The following is a 20,994-nucleotide window of genomic DNA, read 5'->3' on the forward strand; positions in this document are numbered from 1 at the left end:
GATTCTAGGCAGCCAACTTATAAAAGTCTTCGGCCATTTGATTTGGTGTCTTAAAACCCAAACCCTTTTGAATTCTTCGATGATTATAAAATAACTCAATGTATTTTATAATATCTGCTTTGGCTTCTTCTCTAGTTTGATAGTTGTAATGATGAACTAACTCATTTTTCAATATTCCCCAAAAGCTTTCAATCGGTGCATTATCGTAACAGTCTCCGCGCTTGCTCATTGAACCTTGAAAACCATATTGCTCAAGTATATTTCGATATTCATGGCTGCAATATTGACTTCCTCTGTCTGAATGCACAATCAGTTCTTTGGTTGGTTTTTGATTGTGAATAGCCATATTTAGCGCATTACAAACAAGCTGTGTTGTCATGCGCTCATTTAAGCTATAGCCAACCACTTGCTTCGTGTAAAGGTCTTTTACCGCTGCTAAATACAGCCATCCTTCAACAGTCCATATGTACGTAATATCACTTGACCATGCTTGATTTGGTCTAGTCATTGAGAATTGTTGCTCCAGCAGGTTTTCATAGATCGCTCGATTATGGTCACTATTCGTAGTCCTTTTAAAACGCTTGTGTCGCTTACAATACAGGTGGTTCAGCGCTTTTATCTGACGTACAGCGTACATACTCATTTTTATACCCTGAGCTTGTAAGTATTTGGTTAATCGAATATAACCATAGCTCTGCCTTGTCTCCTCATGGGCTATTTTCACCAATATCGTCTGTTGATTTCGTTGAATCGTTCTTTTGCTCACGCCTCTCTTGAGCCAATCATAAAAACATGAAACTGAAACATGAAGTAATCGAGCCATTAAGGTAATTGGAAAAGAATATCTTTTTTGTTTCATATAGGCGTACCTTACTGACTTTCTTTGGCAAAGTACGCTGCTGCCTTTTTTAAAAATTCACGTTCCATTTCAGCTATTTTGAGCTGTTGTTTGAGTTTTTTATTTTCTTCGAGTAGAGCGTTTAGATCAGGTGAATACTGTTTTGTACCTGCTAAAGTTCCAGCCTTTGCTTTGGTATTCCAATTTGAAAGAGTTTGCATTGAAATGCTAAGTTGTCTAGCTGTTTCCGAGACATTGCCTTGATTGGCTTCAATTAATTTGATGGCTTCAGCTTTAAATTCTGTGGTGTAAGTCTTGTGTTTCTTGCTCATGGTAAACTCCTGATGAGTGTGTTTAGTTTACCAAGTTAAAACCTCCTGTTTTTTCAGCACACATCAGATTTTATAAGACAAATAAAAAGCGAATTAGAAAAAGCGGTTGTGCTACTTGAAAAAAAGAATTTGATGCTAGGTGTAGACTGTCAAAATCTAAACAATAACTTTAGACAGACTACCTTGACACCATTTCAAGAAAAGAATTTCATTCTTGTGAATGCTTTGTATGATTCAAATGAAATTGTAAAAAAATGGTTCTTTGATTTTCTATATCAATTAGAAAGATTTGGATGTTTATCAAATCAACATATATCCCCTACATCGATTGCTGAACTATACGTTGATCGGAGGCATTCCAAAAGTAAGTCTTTAGAAATAACTCATATCATGGGCTTAAAAACTCAGCAGTTTCAAACACTCTTATCTTTGGATCTAACAGCTAGAATAAAGTTTATCTGGAAGTTGGATCATTTATCACCACAGGCAAAAACGTATATCCAGCAAGTATCCATGATATATCGAGAGCAATTTGCTGTATGGGGTTTTGAGTATTACTACGATTTGGCAATTCAACTTGAAATTTTTATCTTGTCTTTACGTGAAAGTCCATTTAATGCTTTTAGTCCCATACTTGAGGTAACACGAAAAAGACCTAGGCAGGCGATAGATTTTGAAAGAACAATGATGTGTGCTGAAAAAACAGGAGGTTTTAACTTGGTAAACTAAACACACTCATCAGGAGTTTACCATGAGCAAGAAACACAAGACTTACACCACAGAATTTAAAGCTGAAGCCATCAAATTAATTGAAGCCAATCAAGGCAATGTCTCGGAAACAGCTAGACAACTTAGCATTTCAATGCAAACTCTTTCAAATTGGAATACCAAAGCAAAGGCTGGAACTTTAGCAGGTACAAAACAGTATTCACCTGATCTAAACGCTCTACTCGAAGAAAATAAAAAACTCAAACAACAGCTCAAAATAGCTGAAATGGAACGTGAATTTTTAAAAAAGGCAGCAGCGTACTTTGCCAAAGAAAGTCAGTAAGGTACGCCTATATGAAACAAAAAAGATATTCTTTTCCAATTACCTTAATGGCTCGATTACTTCATGTTTCAGTTTCATGTTTTTATGATTGGCTCAAGAGAGGCGTGAGCAAAAGAACGATTCAACGAAATCAACAGACGATATTGGTGAAAATAGCCCATGAGGAGACAAGGCAGAGCTATGGTTATATTCGATTAACCAAATACTTACAAGCTCAGGGTATAAAAATGAGTATGTACGCTGTACGTCAGATAAAAGCGCTGAACCACCTGTATTGTAAGCGACACAAGCGTTTTAAAAGGACTACGAATAGTGACCATAATCGAGCGATCTATGAAAACCTGCTGGAGCAACAATTCTCAATGACTAGACCAAATCAAGCATGGTCAAGTGATATTACGTACATATGGACTGTTGAAGGATGGCTGTATTTAGCAGCGGTAAAAGACCTTTACACGAAGCAAGTGGTTGGCTATAGCTTAAATGAGCGCATGACAACACAGCTTGTTTGTAATGCGCTAAATATGGCTATTCACAATCAAAAACCAACCAAAGAACTGATTGTGCATTCAGACAGAGGAAGTCAATATTGCAGCCATGAATATCGAAATATACTTGAGCAATATGGTTTTCAAGGTTCAATGAGCAAGCGCGGAGACTGTTACGATAATGCACCGATTGAAAGCTTTTGGGGAATATTGAAAAATGAGTTAGTTCATCATTACAACTATCAAACTAGAGAAGAAGCCAAAGCAGATATTATAAAATACATTGAGTTATTTTATAATCATCGAAGAATTCAAAAGGGTTTGGGTTTTAAGACACCAAATCAAATGGCCGAAGACTTTTATAAGTTGGCTGCCTAGAATCTCCCAAGGGAAAGTCTCCTGATAATTCAGCGTATATCATGTTGTTCTCGCCCCGCGATAAAGATATTTCCAATAGATGCCATTTTCTAACCCTAAATTTTAATTAATGATAATGATCATGCCTAAGAGAGATCACATTTTTTGTATGGTTTTGGGAATAGCATAATATGCAATCTAATTGAGAGCTATAACTCTATGTGTTTATTATTATGATTCAAAATAATATCAAATACATATTACCTCCATGAACAATCAATTTTCGTGGAGTAATTTATATGGCACATTTAGTTGAAACAATGGCATTTGTTGGACAAACCCCTTGGCATGGTTTAGGTAATCAACTCACCCCAAATCAACCGATTGAAGTCTGGGCACAACAAGCAGGAATGGATTGGCGTATTGAATCTTCTGACGTTAGTTATATGGCTCAGAATGAAAAAGGTCAGAGTATTATTATGCCTTTTGAAGAACAACGGGTTTTGTATCGATCTGATACCCATGCACCGTTATCTGTGGTTAGCCAACGTTTTCAGGAGGTACAACCGAGTTCTATCTTGGAGTTCTATCGAGACCTCACTGAACAATCAGGCTTTGAGTTAGAAACTGCTGGTGTACTTAAAGGCGGCAAGAAGTTCTGGGCATTGGCTCGGACAGGGCAGACCACAGCTTTAAAAGGCAAGGATGTCAGTAATGGCTATATTTTATTAGCAACAGCTTGTGATGGAACCCTAGCTACAACAGCTCAATTCACTTCAATTCGAGTAGTGTGTAATAACACGTTGGCAATTGCCCTAAAAGCACAGAATGGTGCAGGCGTTGTTAAAGTTCCGCACAGTACCAAGTTTGATGCAGAAAAAGTGAAACAGCAATTAGATATTTCAGTCCGTACATGGGATGAGCATATGTATGAGATGAAACAATTGAGCCAACGGAAAGTAACACAGCAGGAAGCAGCAGCTTACTTTGATGCGGTATTTAACAATACTAATCTAAGTATTGCGGAGCAGGATGAAAGCATAATTCAATTCTACCGTAATACTGCGATGTCTAATCAACCGAGCTTACCTCGATCAGATAGTAAAACTGAACCGAATGGACGAGCCATGTCTAAAGTCATGACGATGTTTAACGGGCATGGTCGTGGGGCGGAACTGAGCTCTTCCAAAGACACAGCCTATGGATTGCTCTGCGCCATTACAGAATTTTGTGATCATGAACGACGAGCCATGAGTACCGACCATCGATTGGATTCTGCTTGGTTTGGTATGGGGGCAGTTATTAAGCAACGTGGTTTGGAACAAGCGTTAAGAATGGTAGCTTAAATTCAACTCAACATATGTAAGGATAGGTTTAGTAAATGAATAGCCTAAGCTAAACCTTTCCTGAATCAACCAATTTTAATGAATAGTTTTTCCTTTTGCCGCACCTCCCCCAGGTGCGGCTTTTTTTATGCCCAAATTTTAATTTTTTACAGATATGGAGAATATGATGAATCCAAATACTCAAACCTCATCAAGTCATGCAAGCACTCATCTACCTTTAACCCTAAATCCACCGCAAACAACTTTGACTTCTAGATCACAGCAAAATTCAGCTAAACGTTTGGCTAAAACTAAAGGCATGAATCGAGAACAATGGTTACAGATACGAAAGCAGGGTATTGGGAGTAGTGATGCCGCAGCAGCTTGTGGTTTAAATCCACATATGTCGATGCTGGAATTATGGATGATTAAAACAGGTCGGATGCAAGTCCCTCCAGATCAACCTCTTAAGAACCACTATTCACCTCTGTATTGGGGTAATAAGCTTGAGCCATTGATTGCAGATTATTATCGGCAGCGCACAGGTAATAAAGTTCGTCGGGTCAATGCAGTATTACAGCATCCTGATGAAGACAAAGCCTTTATGTTGGCCAATCTAGATTATGCGGTTGTAGGTAGTGATGAAGTACAGCTTCTGGAATGTAAATCAGTCGGAGAGTGGGGAACCAAACATTGGAGGGAAGGAGTTCCTTTGTATGTGCTCATTCAAGTACAGCATCAATTGGCTGTTACTGGTAAACAAGCAGCACATATCTGTGCCTTAATCTGTGGACATGAAGCCAAGATATTTAAAGTTGAACGCAATGAAATTGTGATTAAAAGGCTGATTGCGTCAGAGAAAATCTTCTGGTCTTGTGTAGAAAATGATATGCCGCCGCATGTAGATGCCAGTGAGTCAGCAGCAAAAGCTTTACAGCTCTTATATCCTCAGCATATCCCTTTACAAACTGTGGATCTCTCCACGTTATCAGGACTAGATCAATTGTTTACTGATTTACTCATTGAGGAAAAGCATCTAGCGCATCATCAAACCAAATATGACTACCTCAAACATCGTATTCAGATATTAATGAAAGATGCAGAAAAAGCCATATTTAGTCGGGGCAGTGTGACATGGAAGAAATCCAAGGATAGTGTGGTTTTAGACCAGAAAGCATTGCTCCAAGCACAACCCGAATTATTACAGCAATATCCTCAATCCCGTAGTGGTAGTCGTAGATTTAACATTCATCCACGTCACTAAACAATTTTAGTAATACCCTTTAAACCTAAAAAAGCGCAAAGCTACCCCACTTGCCCTCCCTCCAAATAACAGAGAAAGGGCGTTGGAGCAGCTTTGCGTAAATCTTTGATGCACTCAATCTCTTGTGACCGATGAATAACGATAGGTGATTGATCAGGCTGAACAGGAATAGGTGAAGAGGAAGTGCTTTACGGTAAATACCGTGACTTCGTAAATATTTAACAAAACAAGGATTCATCTCATGATTAAAGGCCTAGCAATCACACCACCTATACTTGGACGTATCAGTATCGGCAAGATCGTAGAAAAGAATGGTAAACGACTCCCTGAAAAGGATGACCAATTTACCATTACCAGTCAAATTCAAGGAAAAGACGGATGGATTAAGCATCCATTAGATGAACAGCTACGTGCCAAAGCCCCTAACCAAAACCAGAAACTGAGAACTATTCCAGTCCGAATGCTCTTTAATGATCCTGAACTGAATCTACGAGCTGAATATACTTTATTTGACCGTCAGACAGGACGGCCCATCTGTACAGGCAATGGTGAAACCTGTCAGCGAATCGGACAAAACGGGGTTGAACAACACCCATGCCTATCACCTGATTTATGTCCACTAGCACAAGGAGGCTTATGTAAACCTTATGGACGACTCTATGCGAACCTAGATGATTCAGATGAATTTGGAACCTTCATTTTTAGAACTACAGGTTTTAATAGTATCCGCACTTTGGCAGCCCGTCTTCGTTACTACCATGCCGCATCGGGTGATCTTCTGTCATGTCTACCTTTACAACTCACTCTGAGAGGTAAAAGCACCACACAAAGCTATCGCACTCCGATCTACTACGTGGACTTAACTTTACGTGATGGAATCAACTTGCAAGAAGCAATTATTTCAGCCAAGCAAATCGATGAACAGAGCAAGGTAGCAGGGTTTTATCAGGAGGCTTTGGATCATGTTGCACGGCAAGGTTATGGGAATGCCCGTTTTGAGGTAGGAGGTGAAGAGGGCTTGGATATAGTAGAGGAGTTTTATAGTGATCAGCAAAATGCTGTTGAGGTACAGTCTGATTCGGCATCTATTCATCAGGCAATGGATGATGCTACAGGCATAAAACAAAGTCTTAGGCAAAGTGTACGAGCTGTAAATTAGCTCAAGTCTATTGGCAGAAAAATACAGAACTCGGGTTTGTATTGAGAGAACCACCTCTCGATCACAAACTGGGAGTAACACAATGATTCATTCTACTGAATACCAATACCAAGTTTTTAATATCAAAGCTGTGATTGAAATTACAGCTTTAAGCCGTTCAACCATCTATGAGCTCATTAATCCAAAATCTGATTACTACGATTCAAGCTTTCCTAAACCACTTCATTTAACTCAGAATCGAATCGGTTGGATATCTCAGGAAATCTATGATTGGTTAGAACTGAAAATCGCTCAGCGAGCAGAATAAGGGGGAATGCCCCCTTATTTTTTTGTTTTGAATAGATTAGCAAGATTAGGAGTGGTGCAACTTAAATAATCAGATCCGATGTTCAAAGGAAAAACCACTAATAAGCACGACAAATTATGTCTTTTATCTTGCAAATGTAGCTGAAAAATAATTAATTTTCGGTAAACTATTCACGTTTCATTCTTCTATGTGGATTTTTATAACAATGACCCAAGTACAACTGCAACAGCTACAAAAACAACTATGGAATATTGCCAATACCTTACGTGGCAAAATGGGTGCAGACGAATTTCGTGACTATATTCTTGGGTTTATTTTCTTTAAATATTTATCTGAAAAAGCGGTTAATTTTGCCAACGAGTTGTTGGATGGCGAAGACATTAGCTTTTTAGAGCTTGATGAAAATAACGCTGAGCATGTGCCATATATTGAAGAAATTAAAAAGAATGCCATTGAAGAAGTCGGCTATGCGCTGACACCAAAGCAACTATTCCATACGCTTGCTGAACGTGGTCGTAAAGGTGAATTTATTTTAGATGACTTGGCTGCCACGCTGAAAGCCATTGAACAAAGTACGCTGGGTTCTGACTCTGCCGATGACTTCGCCAATCTATTTGAAGACCTCGATCTAAATTCCACTAAGCTAGGAAATACGGCGAGTGACCGTAATGAGCTAGTGGCTAAGGTTCTCAGTCATTTAGACGATATTGATTTTGATATTTCCAATACTGAATCGGATGTATTGGGTGATGCTTATGAATACCTGATTGGTGAGTTTGCATCAGGTGCAGGTAAAAAAGCAGGGGAATTCTATACGCCTCAAACGGTATCGACTTTACTGGCGAAGATCGTGACGCAAGGAAAAACCCGTTTACGTTCTGTTTATGACCCGACTTGTGGTTCTGGTTCGTTGTTGTTACGTGTAAAGCGTGAAGTGCAAGATGTGGATATGATTTACGGTCAGGAAATGAACCGTACTACCTACAACTTGGCTCGTATGAACATGATTTTGCATGACGTGCATTTTGCCAAGTTCGATATTAAGCAAGAAGATACCTTGATTCGTCCTCAGCATTTGGACAAGCGTTTTGATGCAGTGGTTGCCAATCCGCCATTTTCGGCAAAATGGTCTGCTGATCCGTTATTTTTACAAGATGAACGCTTTGCGGCTTATGGAAAACTTGCGCCAAGTTCTAAAGCGGATATGGCATTTGTTCAGCACATGCTACATCAACTGGATGAGCATGGCACGATGGCTGTTGTGCTGCCACACGGTGTTTTATTCCGTGGTTCGAGTGAGGGTGTAATTCGTCAATACTTGATTGAACAGCTCAATGTGATTGATACCATCATTGGTTTACCTGCCAATATTTTCTATGGTACGTCGATTCCGACTTGTATTTTGGTGTTGAAGAAAAACCGTGAGCATAAAGACAATATTTTGTTTATTGATGCCAGCAATGAGTTTGAGAAGCAGAAAAATCAAAACAAGTTATTGCCTGAGCATTTGGATAATATTATTGGGGCATTTGAAAACCGTCAGAATATTGAAAAGTATGCCTATGTAGCGACTTTAAAAGAAGTTAAAGACAACGACTTTAACCTGAATATTCCGCGATATGTCGATACTTTTGAAGCTGAGGATGAGATTGACCTAAATGCCATTGCACAAGCGTTGCAGGCTTTGGAAGTTGAAAGTCAAAAGACTGATTCAGTGATTTCAGATTTCTGTAAAGAGCTTGGAATTGCTTCGCCGTTTGCGGAGGTGAAGTGATGTCTGTACCTAAATTACGTTTTAAAGAGTTTAATGGGGATTGGAGGGGCAAGAAAATAGGCGATATTTCACAATGTATTGTGCCGGGGAGAAATAAACCTAAATTGTTTGATGGTGATATTCCTTGGGTTACAACACCTGATCTCAAAGGAAAAACCTATGTATCAGATACTGGAAGTAACTATTATATTTCAGAAGAGGAAGCTAAAAGTGTAGGAAGTAAAATTGTTCCTATAAATTCTGTGATTATGTCATGTGTAGGTGATCTAGGCTTATTTGCAATTAATACAAAGCCAGTTGTAATTAATCAGCAATTACACGCATTTATATTAGATGATTATAAATATAGCTCAATTTTTGTATTAAATGCTCTTTCTAAAAATCAAGACTATATTGAAAAAGTAGCTACTAAAACAGCGTTACCTTACTTAAATAAAGATAACTGTAACTCTATTCCTTTGTTTCTGTGCACTTTTCAAGAACAAACCAAAATCGCCTCTTTCCTATCCGAAGTCGATGAAAAGATTAGCCAACTTACTCAAAAACATGAGCTACTTAGCCAATATAAACAAGGTATGATGCAGAAGTTGTTTAGTCAGCAGATTCGATTTAAAGCGGATGATGGAAGTGAGTTTGGGGATTGGGAAAATATTTCGGTTAAAGAAATTTTTGATGTAACTAGGGGGCAGGTTTTAGCGGTTTCTAATACGGTATCAGTTGCAGATACAGATTATAAATACCCAGTTTTTAGTTCTCAAACTAAGCAAAAAGGTTTGATGGGATTTTATAAAAAATATTTATTTGAAGATGCACTAACATGGACAACTGATGGCGCTAATGCAGGTGATGTAAATTTTAGAAAAGGCAAATTTTATTGCACGAATGTTTGCGGTGTTTTATTAAGTAAGAAGGGATACGCAAATCTTTGTATTGCTGAAATATTAAATAAAGTGACTCACAAATACGTTTCCTATGTCGGTAATCCCAAATTGATGAATAATGTGATGTCAGAAATTCCTATTACTATCCCAAGTAATTTAGAAGAACAAACCAAAATCGCCAATTTCATCTCTGCGATTGACCAAAAAATTGAAGTCGTGGCACAGCAAATTGAGCAAGCTAAACAATGGAAAAAAGGCTTGTTGCAGCAAATGTTTGTTTAAGTTTTTAAAGCCAAATCTTATAAGGAGGTTTGGCTTTTTTATTTTTTAGATGAGGGAAACATGGCTGAATTAGACGATAAAGAATTACAACGATATGAAAATTTATTGCTTAAAGCACAGCAATATAAAATTCCTGAAAGGGAAATGACAATTTTTGATACGGCGTTAAAAAATCATCACGAAAATCCAATTACTGAGCTTCTATCATTTTTTCTTAATCCAAATGAAAAGCATGGATTAGGAACGAGTTTTTATGATGGCTTCATCAATAGCTTGAATTATAAAGAAGAGTATGAAGATTTTGATTTTGGAAGCTTTTTAAAGGTATCTACACAACAAAAAACAGATAAAGGTAACTTTATTGATCTATGGGTAGAAACAGATACAGCATTAATTATAGTTGAGGTTAAGGTCTATCATTATCAGAAAAACCCTTTCCCAGATTATTTGGCATGGGGTGGAAAAAAATTAAAAGAATTTAGTAATCTAACAAAAAAAGAAGAAAGCTATTTTGAAAAAGAATTAGTCCCCCTCATTTTATGCCCAGATGGCATAAGCTATGCGGAGCAGTGGTTAGGCTTGGCATACAATGATTTGACTTTGGAAATAAGAACAGCATTGGCGCATGAGTTCTTCAAAATTTCTATAAATAAGTGGGGAATATTTGCGCGTGATTTTTTATTACATTTAGATAGCTTTGTAGACTTATTGGAAACGAATATGGAAAGTATAAATTTCGTAGTTCAGAACATGAAAAAAATTCAAGAGCTAGTGGAGTTGAGAGATAGTGTCTATCAGGAAATCATTGATTATATTAATAATGAAATAAAAAATAAGCTTGGTGAAGATTTTGAACCTATTGTGAAATGGCATACTTGGGCAGAAAACCATCCAGCTATACGTTTTAGTGGCAGTAATTGGAAAGATAAGTGGACAGATACAACTTTGAATCTACATATAACTAAAAATCCAATGAGTTGTTCAGTCCATATCCATATTGAAAATCAAAATGATGAACTTATCAAAAAGCTCAAGCAATATTTAAGGAAAGTGAAATTTCAAGCTAGTGAGCCTTGGTATGAAAGGAATAAGAAATTTTGGTGTATGAAATGGGATTTTGATGAATTTAATCTTGAAGAAATCTCCCAATTTTTAGTGTTTACTCAAGTAGGACTCAATAAAGTTGAAACAGAATGGAAAATAAAAACAGAGTGCTAATGCACTCTGTTTTTGAGTCTTATATAGTCTTTCTAAAAGCAATTAATTCTGATTTGTTAAAGACAGGAGAGAGGGCATTATTTTGATATTTCGTGGGATAGTCCATATAACGCATCCGAATGCGACCAATATCATTAAATTCCCCGTTAATAAGCATATCCAGTAATTCAATTAAGGTAGCTCTTTTAAATGTATTGCTTCCATTGATCGAATATTGAAAATATCCCTTATCTTTTCCACGTGTCACCACATAGGGATGAGTGATAACCCCTTGGGTATTAATGCCATGAACTAGGGTAAGAAAAGTAAAGCCTTTTGAATTGATTAGCATTTGAATTTAAGCATTATGTGTAAACCTTTAAATTTATACTAATCAACAATTTATTTTCAACATTAAGTGAATTAATATCATAGACATAAATGACATATAAAGAATTAAATAGGGTAAGCATGACAGCGCAAAGCGAAGCACAACTTGAAAATGAACTCATAGCACAACTCGAACGCTTGGGATTTAGCAAGGTTGTTATCAGGGATGAAGCTCAGCTTTTGGCTAACCTCAAGTCTCAAATTGAAAAAACCAACGGATTATCACCACTTTCAGAAACTGAGTGGAAGCAGGTCATTAGCTTTCTAAATACAGGCACAGTATTTGAACGCGCAAAAAATCTACGTGATCAGTTTCCTGTCAAATTTGATGATGGTTCAAGCAAGCACATCTTCTTTTTATCAGATTACCCAAGCAAAAATGTATATCAAGTCACCAACCAAATTACGGTAGATCATCGTGATTTTAATGGTCGAACCAGCCGTTTCGATGTGACATTATTGGTGAATGGCTTACCTTTAGTTCAAATTGAGCTGAAAAAGCGCGGTATGGAAATTGCCGAAGCTTTCAATCAAACGCAACGCTATATTCGTGAAGCGTATTGGGCAGGGCAAGGGCTGTTTGGTTTTATCCAGCTTTTTGTCATTAGTAACGGTGCAAATACTCGCTATTACTCAAATGGTACGACTGGGATTGAGTTTGCATTTCCGTGGGCAGATGTTGCCAATAAACATATCAATGAAATTGTCGATTTTGCTGATGCCTTTTTAAATCATAAGCATCTTACAGACATGCTGACTCAATACATGGTAATGCTGGAAACCAGTAAAAGTTTGATGGTATTACGCCCATATCAAATTTACGCCGTGCAAAAGATTATTGCCCATGTACAGAATTCAGAGCAAAACGGTTATATCTGGCACACCACAGGTTCAGGTAAAACACTGACCTCATTCAAAGCCAGTCAGCTCATCATGAAAATGCCTGATGTTGAAAAAGTACTGTTTGTGGTGGATCGTAATGACCTTGATACCCAGACTTCACGTGAGTTTAATGCTTTTAAAGCCGAGAGTGTGGATAGTACAGACAGCACGCATACTTTAGTGAAGCAACTCGATCAACGCCATGACAAACTGATCGTGACCACCATTCAAAAGTTAAATCGAGCCATCAGCACTGATCGATATTTAGAACACATCAATTATCTAAAAGACAAAAAAGTGGTGTTTATTTTTGATGAATGTCACCGTAGTCAATTTGGTGATACTCATCAAAACATTAAAAAGTTCTTTAGTAATGCGCAGATGTTTGGATTCACGGGAACACCGATCTTTGAGGAAAATAGTCAATCCAAAGCAGGTTTGAGACTCACCACAGATTATTTATTCAATCATTGTCTGCATCAATATGTCATTGTAGATGCAATTCGAGACCGCAATGTATTGCAATTCCAAATAGATTATCGTGGCAAGTATACTGCTAAAGGTATGCAGAATAACCTCGATTATGACGAAGATGTTGAGGGGATAGATACCAAAGAGCTTTATGATAATCCACAGCGATTAGAAATGATTGCCCGTTATATCGTTGAGACACATGACACCAAAACCAAGAACCGTGAATTTACGGCGATGTTTTGTGTCAGTTCAGTAGATACCTTGACGCAGTATTATGAACTGTTTGAAAAGGTACAAGCTGAGAAGCAGCAGCAAGATGAAGCACTAGGTCGATTATTTAAACCTCTCACCATTGCGACTATTTTTTCCTACGGTGCGAATGAAGCTGTTGAGCACAATGACCAAAATGGATTGATTCAAGAAGAATCAACTGATGCTCCGAACCAAATAAATCAGTCTAGTCGTGATAAATTGGATCGCTATATTGCCAATTATAATGCTCAGTTTGGCACTAACTATAACTCTGGTGATGGATTCTATGCTTATTACCGTGATATTGCTGATCGAGTAAAGAAAAAGCAGATTGATATCTTACTGGTTGTGAATATGTTCCTCACAGGTTTTGACTCAAAGCCTTTAAATACCTTATATGTCGATAAGAACCTTAAATATCATGGTCTAATTCAGGCTTTTTCACGTACAAACCGTGTCTATAATGATAAAAAGCCGTTTGGGAACATCATTAGCTTCCGTAATCTTAAACGTGCAACAGATGAAGCATTAGCATTATTCTCAAATAAAGAAGCCAGAAAAACGGTTCTTGTCCCAAGTTTTGATGAAATCAAACAAGATTATGAACAAGCGGTAGAAAAGCTGTTTGCCATTACTGCTGATTATCAAGCCGTGGATGACCTGCTGACTGAGGATGAGCAACTAGAGTTCATCAAGGCATTCCGTGAAGTGATGCGCTACAACGCCCAGCTACAGACCTTCATTGAGTATGATCAAGACGACACTAGGCTTGATAAACAGCACTTTGCGAATTTTGCATCTAAATATGCCGATCTCTGTCGTGCGATTCGAAAAACGACCAAGAAAGAAAAAGTCTCTGTGTTGGATGATGTCGACTTCCAATTAGATTTATTGCACAGTGATCGTATCAATGTGGGGTATATTCTGACTCTGCTACAGATGGCAGTGAATGCTGAAACAGATGAGCAGCGTAAGAAATACGAAGCCCAAGTACATGATCTGATCGGCAGTGATATTAGCTTGCATGATAAGCAAGACTTGATACAAAAATTCATCGAAGAAAACATGCCAAAAATGATTAATGGGCAAAGTGTACAAGTGGCTTTTGCTCAGTTTTGGGATGCGGAAAAAGAGCAAGCCTATCAGCACTTTTGTGAACAAGAAAATCTAAAGCCTGAAGTAATGAAGCAAGTGTTAGATAATTATGAATTCAATAAACGCTTACCAAGAAAAGAAGAAATGAAAGAGTTGCCAAACTATAAAGTCAAGTTGTTTGAAAGAGACAATGTGTTGAGTAGTTTATTGATTAAAACACGTCAGTTAATAGAAAAATTTGATACAAGTTCTTAATGTGAGTAATTTAAGCACTACTTTGATGGTTGAATTACTTAAATATATATTTAAGAAGGTATGGTAAGGAAGTTCTTAACTCGGAAAGTGTGCTCTTATTTGGGTCAAATTCATTACTTACTTATTTTGTATTTTATAGATTAAATTTGATGGATATATAATTTAAATGAAAACAATGGATTATTACAATATTTATGCAGAGGAATTTGCGGAATCTACGTTTAATCTAGATATGGAAAGTTTGTATCAGCCATTTTTAGAGCACTTACCAAACGCAGCAAAAATATTGGACTTAGGCTGTGGATCGGGGCGAGATAGCTTTGCTTTTAAAAAACAAGGTTATGAAGTTGAGGCGAGTGACTACGCTGAAGAACTTGTAAATAAAGCGCATGAATTAACTGGTATTAATGTGCGCCATTACAGTTTTTATGATCTGGACGAAGTTGAGCGTTATGATGGTATTTGGGCTTGTGCATCATTGCTACACTGTGAGCGAGATCGATTGGCTGAAGTGCTTCAAAAAATGCTTTGTGCACTAAAAACAAATGGCGTGATCTACATGTCATTCAAATATGGGGATTCAGATCGAGAGAAAGATGGGCGGGAGTTTACAGATTTGAACGAAATACAAGCTGAAGCACTACTTAGACAATTTAATAATGTCAGCTCGATAAAGCAGTGGCTTACAGTAGATCAGCGTCCTGATCGGCAAGAGCAATGGCTCAATTTGCTTTGGAAAAAATATGCGTAGTGTAATTCCTACAGCACAAGAGCAACTTAAATTTCTAAAGAATATTCAGCTAATTCTCCAGTCAGGTAGTTTTAGTAGTACCTATAAATTTGCTTTACTAATTAGCCTAAGCCGTTTGAGTATTGAAAAAGGTGAGGACGAGGGTGGTACTTTAATTCTAGAGTACATAGATATCGCTGAAAAATTTATAGAGTTATATTGGAAGCAAGCCGTCCCTTATGCCTTTCATGAAGATGGGCAACTGATTTTGAATCAGAATAATGGTAAGCAAGCAGCGATCGTAAACCAAATTATTTTACTGAGACAAAGTTATTCGTCACTTGGTTTGTTGCGTCGGGACACATCTGTTTGGTTGAAGCTACTAAAACAGGTGGCAAAAACTGTAAAAGAAATGCCAGTACGATATTTGCAAAATATCAACAGTCAAAACTTTGAGTTTTTATATCGACTAGAATACTCGAATACGCAATTAACACTTTTGCCGCAAGTCATGTATTGCTTAAGGCAATTTAGTGAAATTATTGAAGAACTTTGTCAGAAGCGATGGATTGATTACATTCGTAAGAATAACTGTAATGCGCCTATCCTAAATAAGCTGCCAAACCTTGAACAGTTTATGTTTGAGCCGAGTCGTAATCAGCTGAATGCTGTTGCTAATGTATTGGTAGAACTACAGGAATGTAAGTGCTTTTACTGTAATAAAGAAATTAAAAGAAATAATTATGCTGTCGATCATTTTATCCCTTGGTCGATGTACCCATCTGATACTGGGCATAACTTTGTATTAGCTGACTCAAGTTGTAATTCTAAAAAAAGTAATTTGCTAGCTTCAGATGAGTTTCTGCATAAATGGCAGGAGCGGAATGAAGAGCAAGACTTAATTATTGTAGATAAGATATCTGTACTCGGTTTTCTAACAGATAAAGAACGATCATATAAAGTGGCGGAATGGGCTTATGAAAAAGGAAAAGAAAATAATTATTTAGTATGGTATGGCTTATAAATTTTAAAATGATTGTTAATTGAACAATTGGATGCTTCGCTGGAATTTTATGTATCATTATTAAAACATCTATTTTTTCTATCTAAATAGGAATTATTTCAATTTATTTAAGGAAATAATGTCCTATATAAACTTAACTTCGGTTGTTGCTGAGATTGCTACGACACTTTGTGTCGTATTGAGCTTTTATGATTATTTAAAATTTAAAAATATGATTTAAATTAAGATTATGTTTTCCAAAAGTTAAAAAATTAACAGTATTATAGTCAATACGTAAATTTCCTATAAGTTGTACTTTGCAGCATTGGAAAACAAAGCTGCTATTATCTGAGCAAGTAAAGCAAATGCTTTTGAAATGTTAACTTTTACTTGTTTATTAATTTATAGCTTTTAGTATTTATAAGATTAAATTATTTAGAGGACTAGAGATGTTAGCTTTTGCTGAATTTCTACAAAATTATTTTATAATTCCAATATCAATGCTTATTTTTGTTTTGTGGATTGGATTTAGATTCTTTACAAAGTATATCCAACCTGCAAAAAATCTAAATAATAAATTGTTGACGATAATTAACGCATTACAGGCTGCTAAAAAAGATGCGAGCTCAAGTAAAAATATCCTAGATTCAGAGTTTGAACATGATACCCCTCTACAACATGCTTGGTTAAATTATAAGAACTCTTTTCATGATATTTATGAAACAGTAGATGGTGAAGATTTATTGGTATCTTCTAGAGCTACAGCTTCTAGTGATGTTTTCTTTTCTCAAACAGTTATTGTTGATACCCCTTTAAAAGTTGAATTTTATAAGCACTTACCAGGAATTATCACAGGTGTTGGTATCATCGCCACATTTGCTGGTCTTTTATTTGGTTTGTTAGCATTTGATCCTGCAGGAGATCCATCAAAAGTTCAAGATAGTTTGGGTCTATTATTGGCTGGTGTGAGTGAAGCATTTATGGCTTCAGGTTTAGCGATTGCAACAGCTATGATTATTACTTGGAGAGAAAAGTCGTGGTTAAGAAAGTGTTATGAAAGTCTAGAAACTTTAACCACTGAAATAGATCAAATTTTTGAAACGGATGCTACTGGTGAAGAATATCTAGCTAAGCTTTTAAGGTCGTCAGAAGCAAATGAAACAAATGCACGTCAGTTAAAAGATAGTCTTGTGAATGACTTAAAGGCAATGATGACTAATTTGGTAGAGGAGAACAAGAAGAATCAATTAGCATTTACTGCACAATTAAGTGAAAGTTATACAAAAACAAGCCAAGATATGGCGACACAAATTGGGCAATCAATTACCGATACTTTACAAGCCCCATTAGATAAAATTGCTGCAAGTGTTCAGCAGGTTAGTGGTGATCAAGGCTCTGCAGTACAAGAGTTAATGACCGATGTACTAACTGCATTTATGAGTAAATTAGAGTCAACATTTGGCAGTCAAATGACAGGTATGAGTGAGATGATGACTCAATCTGTGTCTGCAATGAGAGAGATGCAGTTCGGTTTTTCTCAATTGTTGACAGAAATGAAGACGAACAGTGAAGCTTCGACCAAGACTTTAGAAACTCAGATGTCAAAAATGATCGAGGAAATTCAAGTAAAACAAAATCTAATGTCTGACCAGATGAATTTAATGGTTGAGCACTTATCTCAGAGTACTGTTAAAATTGGAGAACAGGGTCAACAAGCTATTGAGCAGTTAAATTATAAAGTATCTGAATTGATGATGGGACTTGGTGGCACTATGTCTGAATTAATGTCAGATGTTGCTAGGCAACGTATGGAACAAGACCGTGTAGTTATAGAAAATCAGCAAAAACTTCATGAACATTCATCAATTTTGATTGATAACCTTGGCTCTGAGATTAAAGATCTTATTGTTCATAGTCAGGATGCAGTTCAAGCATATAAAGAAAATATTCAAAAAATTGCTCAAGTAACGACAGAAAGTATTACAGGCATGAACAATGGTGCTGAAAAAATACGTTTAGCCTCTGATAAGTTTAATACAGCAGGTGAATCATTAATTACTGTGGCTGATAAAACCACTCGTTTAATTGGTGAAGTGAGTACTACATCAACACATTTAACAACAGCAAGCAGTAATTTAATCACTTTATTAAATGAATACAAAAATTCGCAAGACAGTATTAAGCAGGCAATCAGCACCTTAGATAGCTTGATTAAACAGGCCCAATCCGAAGCGAGTATGAGTACTGAAATGCTTAAAGATATGAATCAGATGACAGTTGCTCTTAACCAAGTTAAGAAAGAAATGCAGGATTATCTTGAACAGGTCAATGATGTATTGGTTAAAAGCTTTGAAAGTTTTGGTGCCTCTGTTGAGACGAGCTTAAATCATTCTTTGGGTGCTTTTGATAATACATTAGATCAAGCAGTAAAACGTCTTTCTACTGGTGTAGATGCCTTGAGTGAGTTTGTTGAAGATCTGGAAGATCTTGTACATAAAAAGAAAAACTAATTTTGGAGTGCATGATTAATGTTAGGTAATAGGTACTCTAAAAAACCACGCATAAAAGATGAGGGTGAAAAACCTTTTTGGATTTCTTTTGCAGATTTAATGACTGCGCTCATGACATTGTTTCTAGTGGTGATGGCAGTTTCATTGATGGTCGTAACCAAAAAAATTAATGAAGCAACACAAGCGGAGAAAGAGAGGAGCTCAGAGATTTTAGATATTTGTACGAGTATCCAAAATGATGCAGCGTTAAAAAATAAAATTATTACTGTAGATTGCAAAGATAATCGAATCAATTTTGGTGAGGCTGGGCGCTTTGGTCATAACGATTACAGGTTGAATGCTGCAGGGATAGAAGCTTTAAATACTCTAGTACCAATAGTGTTGGATGCTGCGAATAGTGAAAATGGAAAAAAATGGTTTAAGCAAATTGTCATTGAGGGTTTCACAGATACGGATGGTTCTTATCTCTATAACTTAAATTTAAGTTTACGTCGTTCTGAATGGGTGATGTGTAGTTTACTTGATCCAAAATTTAGTCAGGGACTAAGTTTGACTGACACACAAAAGAATCTGGTTAAGCAATTATTCTTAGCAGGTGGAGTTTCTTTTAACTCAGCAAAAGATAGTAAAGAAGCTTCACGGCGTGTTGAACTTCGTATGCAGTTTTATGGTTTAAAAGAAAAAGATAATGCTGAGCCTCAACCACATTTTGTTTCAGCACCTGTTGAAACATGCCAATTAGCAAGGTGATAAGATGAGCATTGTTAATTTAAAAATGCGGATGCAAGAAAAAATAAATCAGATGTCTGAACCAAATCACATACAAAATAAATTTGTTAAACCGCAACGTTTATTGAAAACACTTTCAGCTATAGAAAAAAAAATTGATGATTATGAAAATGCTCAGCCATTGGATGAAAAAATATTTAAAACGATTAATCGCCTAAAAAAATATGGATTTAGGGATTTGACTAAAAGGGATCTAAAAAACTTAGCTTGGGCATTAGGGAAAAAATTGCCAAGTGATAATGAAAAAATGTTATTTAGCCAATTGGGCAAAGAAATAATAAATTATTTTGATCAAGCTGATTTTGAATTGTTGCGTTTCGTTTATTTTCCATTGCTTTATACATACTTTTCTTTTGAAAAAAATGAGATAGAAAAGACTCCCACTTCATGGATTCAGTTAAGAAATATTCTTAGCCAAAATAAATCTAAAATATTTAATTCTGTACCAAAGCCTAAAAAGTGGATGAATACCCTGATAGATCATTCAGAAATACTATCTGATCAACCTGCAAAGAAGTTTGTACGAGATTTTTTACAAGATAATCATCAAAATAAGATTTCTCCCGAGCTTGAAAGTTTAAGAATATCAGCTAGTAGCTGGTTTTGGGATGACTTAATACGATCTTCAATTAAGTCTATTAAAGATATGAAAGAAGATGAGTATTTTAAGATTATTCCAAGATTTTTAGAACTTATAGAAAAAAATAAAATATATACAACTGATATTTTGGTAGCACTTCTTGAACGTTATGCTAACAGTTCAGATCGAGCAAAAGTACATGAGGAGCTGAAAAATATTGCTCTTAATCAGTGGGGAAATCCTCAATATGAATCATCGGCAGGGTGGAATAATGTGAATACAGATACTAAAAAAATGGTAATTCAATGGTTCGTTAGGGCTGACTTGGAAGCTTTCTTTAGATTGTTTAGCCGTACAGCTGACGTTGATAGATTTAATTATTGGATTAAATTTATTGATAAAATATCAGTTTCTCAGATATTTCTTGGTCCAGCAGCTACTAAATCTACTCAAGCTGAACATCGTAAATTTCGAGAAATAAATAGGGGACGTTTGAAAAGACTTTCAGGATCAACACAAACAAACAATGCCTTTATGTTGAAAATTGAGAATATTTATGTGTTTGACTTTTCAGATATTGGTAATGCATGTTATATATTAAATAAAATTCCTTATAATCAAGCACGTGCTGAAGTTCATATTGATACCCTTAAACCTTGGGAACATATTCTTAAATTAAGTCATACGTCAGGATGGCAAAGAAAATTTGATGAGAAATTAGCTGAATTAGGTATTTTTGCAAATCGAAATATAAATTCACGATATGGCAGATAAGTTAA

At 36.3% G+C, this 20,994-nt stretch carries 16 protein-coding genes and 2 pseudogenes; 16 read left to right on the top strand and 2 right to left on the bottom strand.

Features of this window, described 5'->3' with window-relative positions; translation table 11 throughout:
- Positions 1 to 4: 4 nt before the first annotated feature.
- A protein-coding gene (locus F909_RS17650; RefSeq protein ID WP_085940844.1) for an IS3-like element ISAba22 family transposase occupies positions 5 to 1,170 on the bottom strand; the annotation gives its coding sequence in 2 pieces (ribosomal slippage) (positions 5 to 912 and positions 912 to 1,170; 1,167 coding nt in all).
- Positions 1,171 to 1,353: 183 nt separating this feature from the next.
- On the opposite strand from F909_RS17650, the gene F909_RS17640 reads away from it, so the two are divergent.
- The 10 genes and pseudogenes from F909_RS17640 to F909_RS17595 all read left to right on the top strand — a co-directional run bounded on the left by F909_RS17640 (position 1,354) and on the right by F909_RS17595 (position 11,276).
- Positions 1,354 to 1,899: a hypothetical protein gene (locus F909_RS17640; protein WP_212749607.1), complete on the top strand. Its 546-nt coding sequence runs from the start codon at positions 1,354 to 1,356 to the stop codon at positions 1,897 to 1,899.
- 22 nt (positions 1,900 to 1,921) lie between these two features.
- Positions 1,922 to 3,087, top strand: a protein-coding gene (locus F909_RS17630) for an IS3-like element ISAba22 family transposase (protein ID WP_085940844.1) whose coding sequence is annotated in 2 segments (ribosomal slippage) — positions 1,922 to 2,180 and positions 2,180 to 3,087 — 1,167 coding nt in all. Because the reading frame shifts where the segments join, the coding sequence is not laid out codon by codon here.
- Between the two features lie 278 nt (positions 3,088 to 3,365).
- The gene (locus F909_RS17625; protein WP_005145610.1) at positions 3,366 to 4,412 is read left to right on the top strand and encodes a DUF932 domain-containing protein; all 1,047 of its coding nucleotides are present in this window, start codon (positions 3,366 to 3,368) and stop codon (positions 4,410 to 4,412) included.
- 166 nt (positions 4,413 to 4,578) lie between these two features.
- Positions 4,579 to 5,655 (top strand): YqaJ viral recombinase family nuclease, encoded by a 1,077-nt coding sequence (locus F909_RS17620; protein WP_005145612.1) that lies wholly within the window; start codon positions 4,579 to 4,581, stop codon positions 5,653 to 5,655.
- Positions 5,656 to 5,896: 241 nt separating this feature from the next.
- Positions 5,897 to 6,814 carry a recombination directionality factor gene (locus F909_RS17615; protein WP_005145614.1) on the top strand — a complete coding sequence of 306 codons (918 nt, stop codon included), beginning with the start codon at positions 5,897 to 5,899 and terminating at the stop codon, positions 6,812 to 6,814.
- A gap of 82 nt (positions 6,815 to 6,896) precedes the next feature.
- The gene (locus F909_RS17610; RefSeq protein ID WP_005145615.1) at positions 6,897 to 7,121 is read left to right on the top strand and encodes an AlpA family phage regulatory protein; all 225 of its coding nucleotides are present in this window, start codon (positions 6,897 to 6,899) and stop codon (positions 7,119 to 7,121) included.
- Positions 7,122 to 7,326: 205 nt separating this feature from the next.
- Positions 7,327 to 8,895, top strand: a complete 1,569-nt coding sequence (locus tag F909_RS17605; protein WP_005145616.1) for a type I restriction-modification system subunit M — start codon at positions 7,327 to 7,329, stop codon at positions 8,893 to 8,895.
- Positions 8,895 to 9,380, top strand: a pseudogene (locus F909_RS21715) (restriction endonuclease subunit S); the annotation flags it as partial. The gene F909_RS17605 and the pseudogene F909_RS21715, both read left to right, overlap by 1 nt.
- Positions 9,372 to 10,058, top strand: a pseudogene (locus F909_RS21720) (restriction endonuclease subunit S); the annotation flags it as partial. The pseudogenes F909_RS21715 and F909_RS21720, both read left to right, overlap by 9 nt.
- Positions 10,059 to 10,118: 60 nt before the next feature.
- Positions 10,119 to 11,276 (top strand): PD-(D/E)XK nuclease family protein, encoded by a 1,158-nt coding sequence (locus F909_RS17595; RefSeq protein WP_005145621.1) that lies wholly within the window; start codon positions 10,119 to 10,121, stop codon positions 11,274 to 11,276.
- Positions 11,277 to 11,295: 19 nt separating this feature from the next.
- Here the strand turns inward: F909_RS17595 and F909_RS0120110 are convergent, their stop codons facing one another.
- The gene (locus F909_RS0120110; protein WP_005145623.1) at positions 11,296 to 11,607 is read right to left on the bottom strand and encodes a hypothetical protein; all 312 of its coding nucleotides are present in this window, start codon (positions 11,605 to 11,607) and stop codon (positions 11,296 to 11,298) included.
- 119 nt (positions 11,608 to 11,726) lie between these two features.
- Here F909_RS0120110 and F909_RS17590 point away from each other — a divergent pair, with 119 nt between their 5' ends.
- The 6 genes from F909_RS17590 (at position 11,727) to F909_RS17565 (ending at position 20,989) form a co-directional block, all read left to right on the top strand.
- Positions 11,727 to 14,603, top strand: a complete 2,877-nt coding sequence (locus F909_RS17590) for a type I restriction endonuclease subunit R (RefSeq protein WP_005145624.1) — start codon at positions 11,727 to 11,729, stop codon at positions 14,601 to 14,603.
- Between the two features lie 166 nt (positions 14,604 to 14,769).
- Positions 14,770 to 15,354 carry a class I SAM-dependent methyltransferase gene (locus F909_RS17585; protein ID WP_005145626.1) on the top strand — a complete coding sequence of 195 codons (585 nt, stop codon included), beginning with the start codon at positions 14,770 to 14,772 and terminating at the stop codon, positions 15,352 to 15,354.
- Entirely contained in the window at positions 15,347 to 16,357 is a 1,011-nt protein-coding gene (locus F909_RS17580) for an HNH endonuclease domain-containing protein (RefSeq protein ID WP_005145627.1), read from the top strand. Before F909_RS17585 ends, F909_RS17580 begins: the two co-directional genes overlap by 8 nt.
- Positions 16,358 to 16,785: 428 nt before the next feature.
- Positions 16,786 to 18,846, top strand: coding sequence for an anti-phage ZorAB system protein ZorA (gene zorA, locus F909_RS17575; protein ID WP_005145629.1), 2,061 nt, complete (start codon positions 16,786 to 16,788; stop codon positions 18,844 to 18,846).
- Between the two features lie 18 nt (positions 18,847 to 18,864).
- Positions 18,865 to 19,596: a type I Zorya anti-phage system protein ZorB1 gene (zorB1, locus tag F909_RS17570; protein WP_005145631.1), complete on the top strand. Its 732-nt coding sequence runs from the start codon at positions 18,865 to 18,867 to the stop codon at positions 19,594 to 19,596.
- 4 nt (positions 19,597 to 19,600) lie between these two features.
- Entirely contained in the window at positions 19,601 to 20,989 is a 1,389-nt protein-coding gene (locus F909_RS17565) for an EH signature domain-containing protein (protein ID WP_005145633.1), read from the top strand.
- Positions 20,990 to 20,994 lie beyond the last annotated feature (5 nt).

It is taken from the genome of Acinetobacter sp. ANC 3929 (assembly GCF_000369405.1).
Classification (GTDB): Bacteria; Pseudomonadota; Gammaproteobacteria; order Pseudomonadales; family Moraxellaceae; genus Acinetobacter.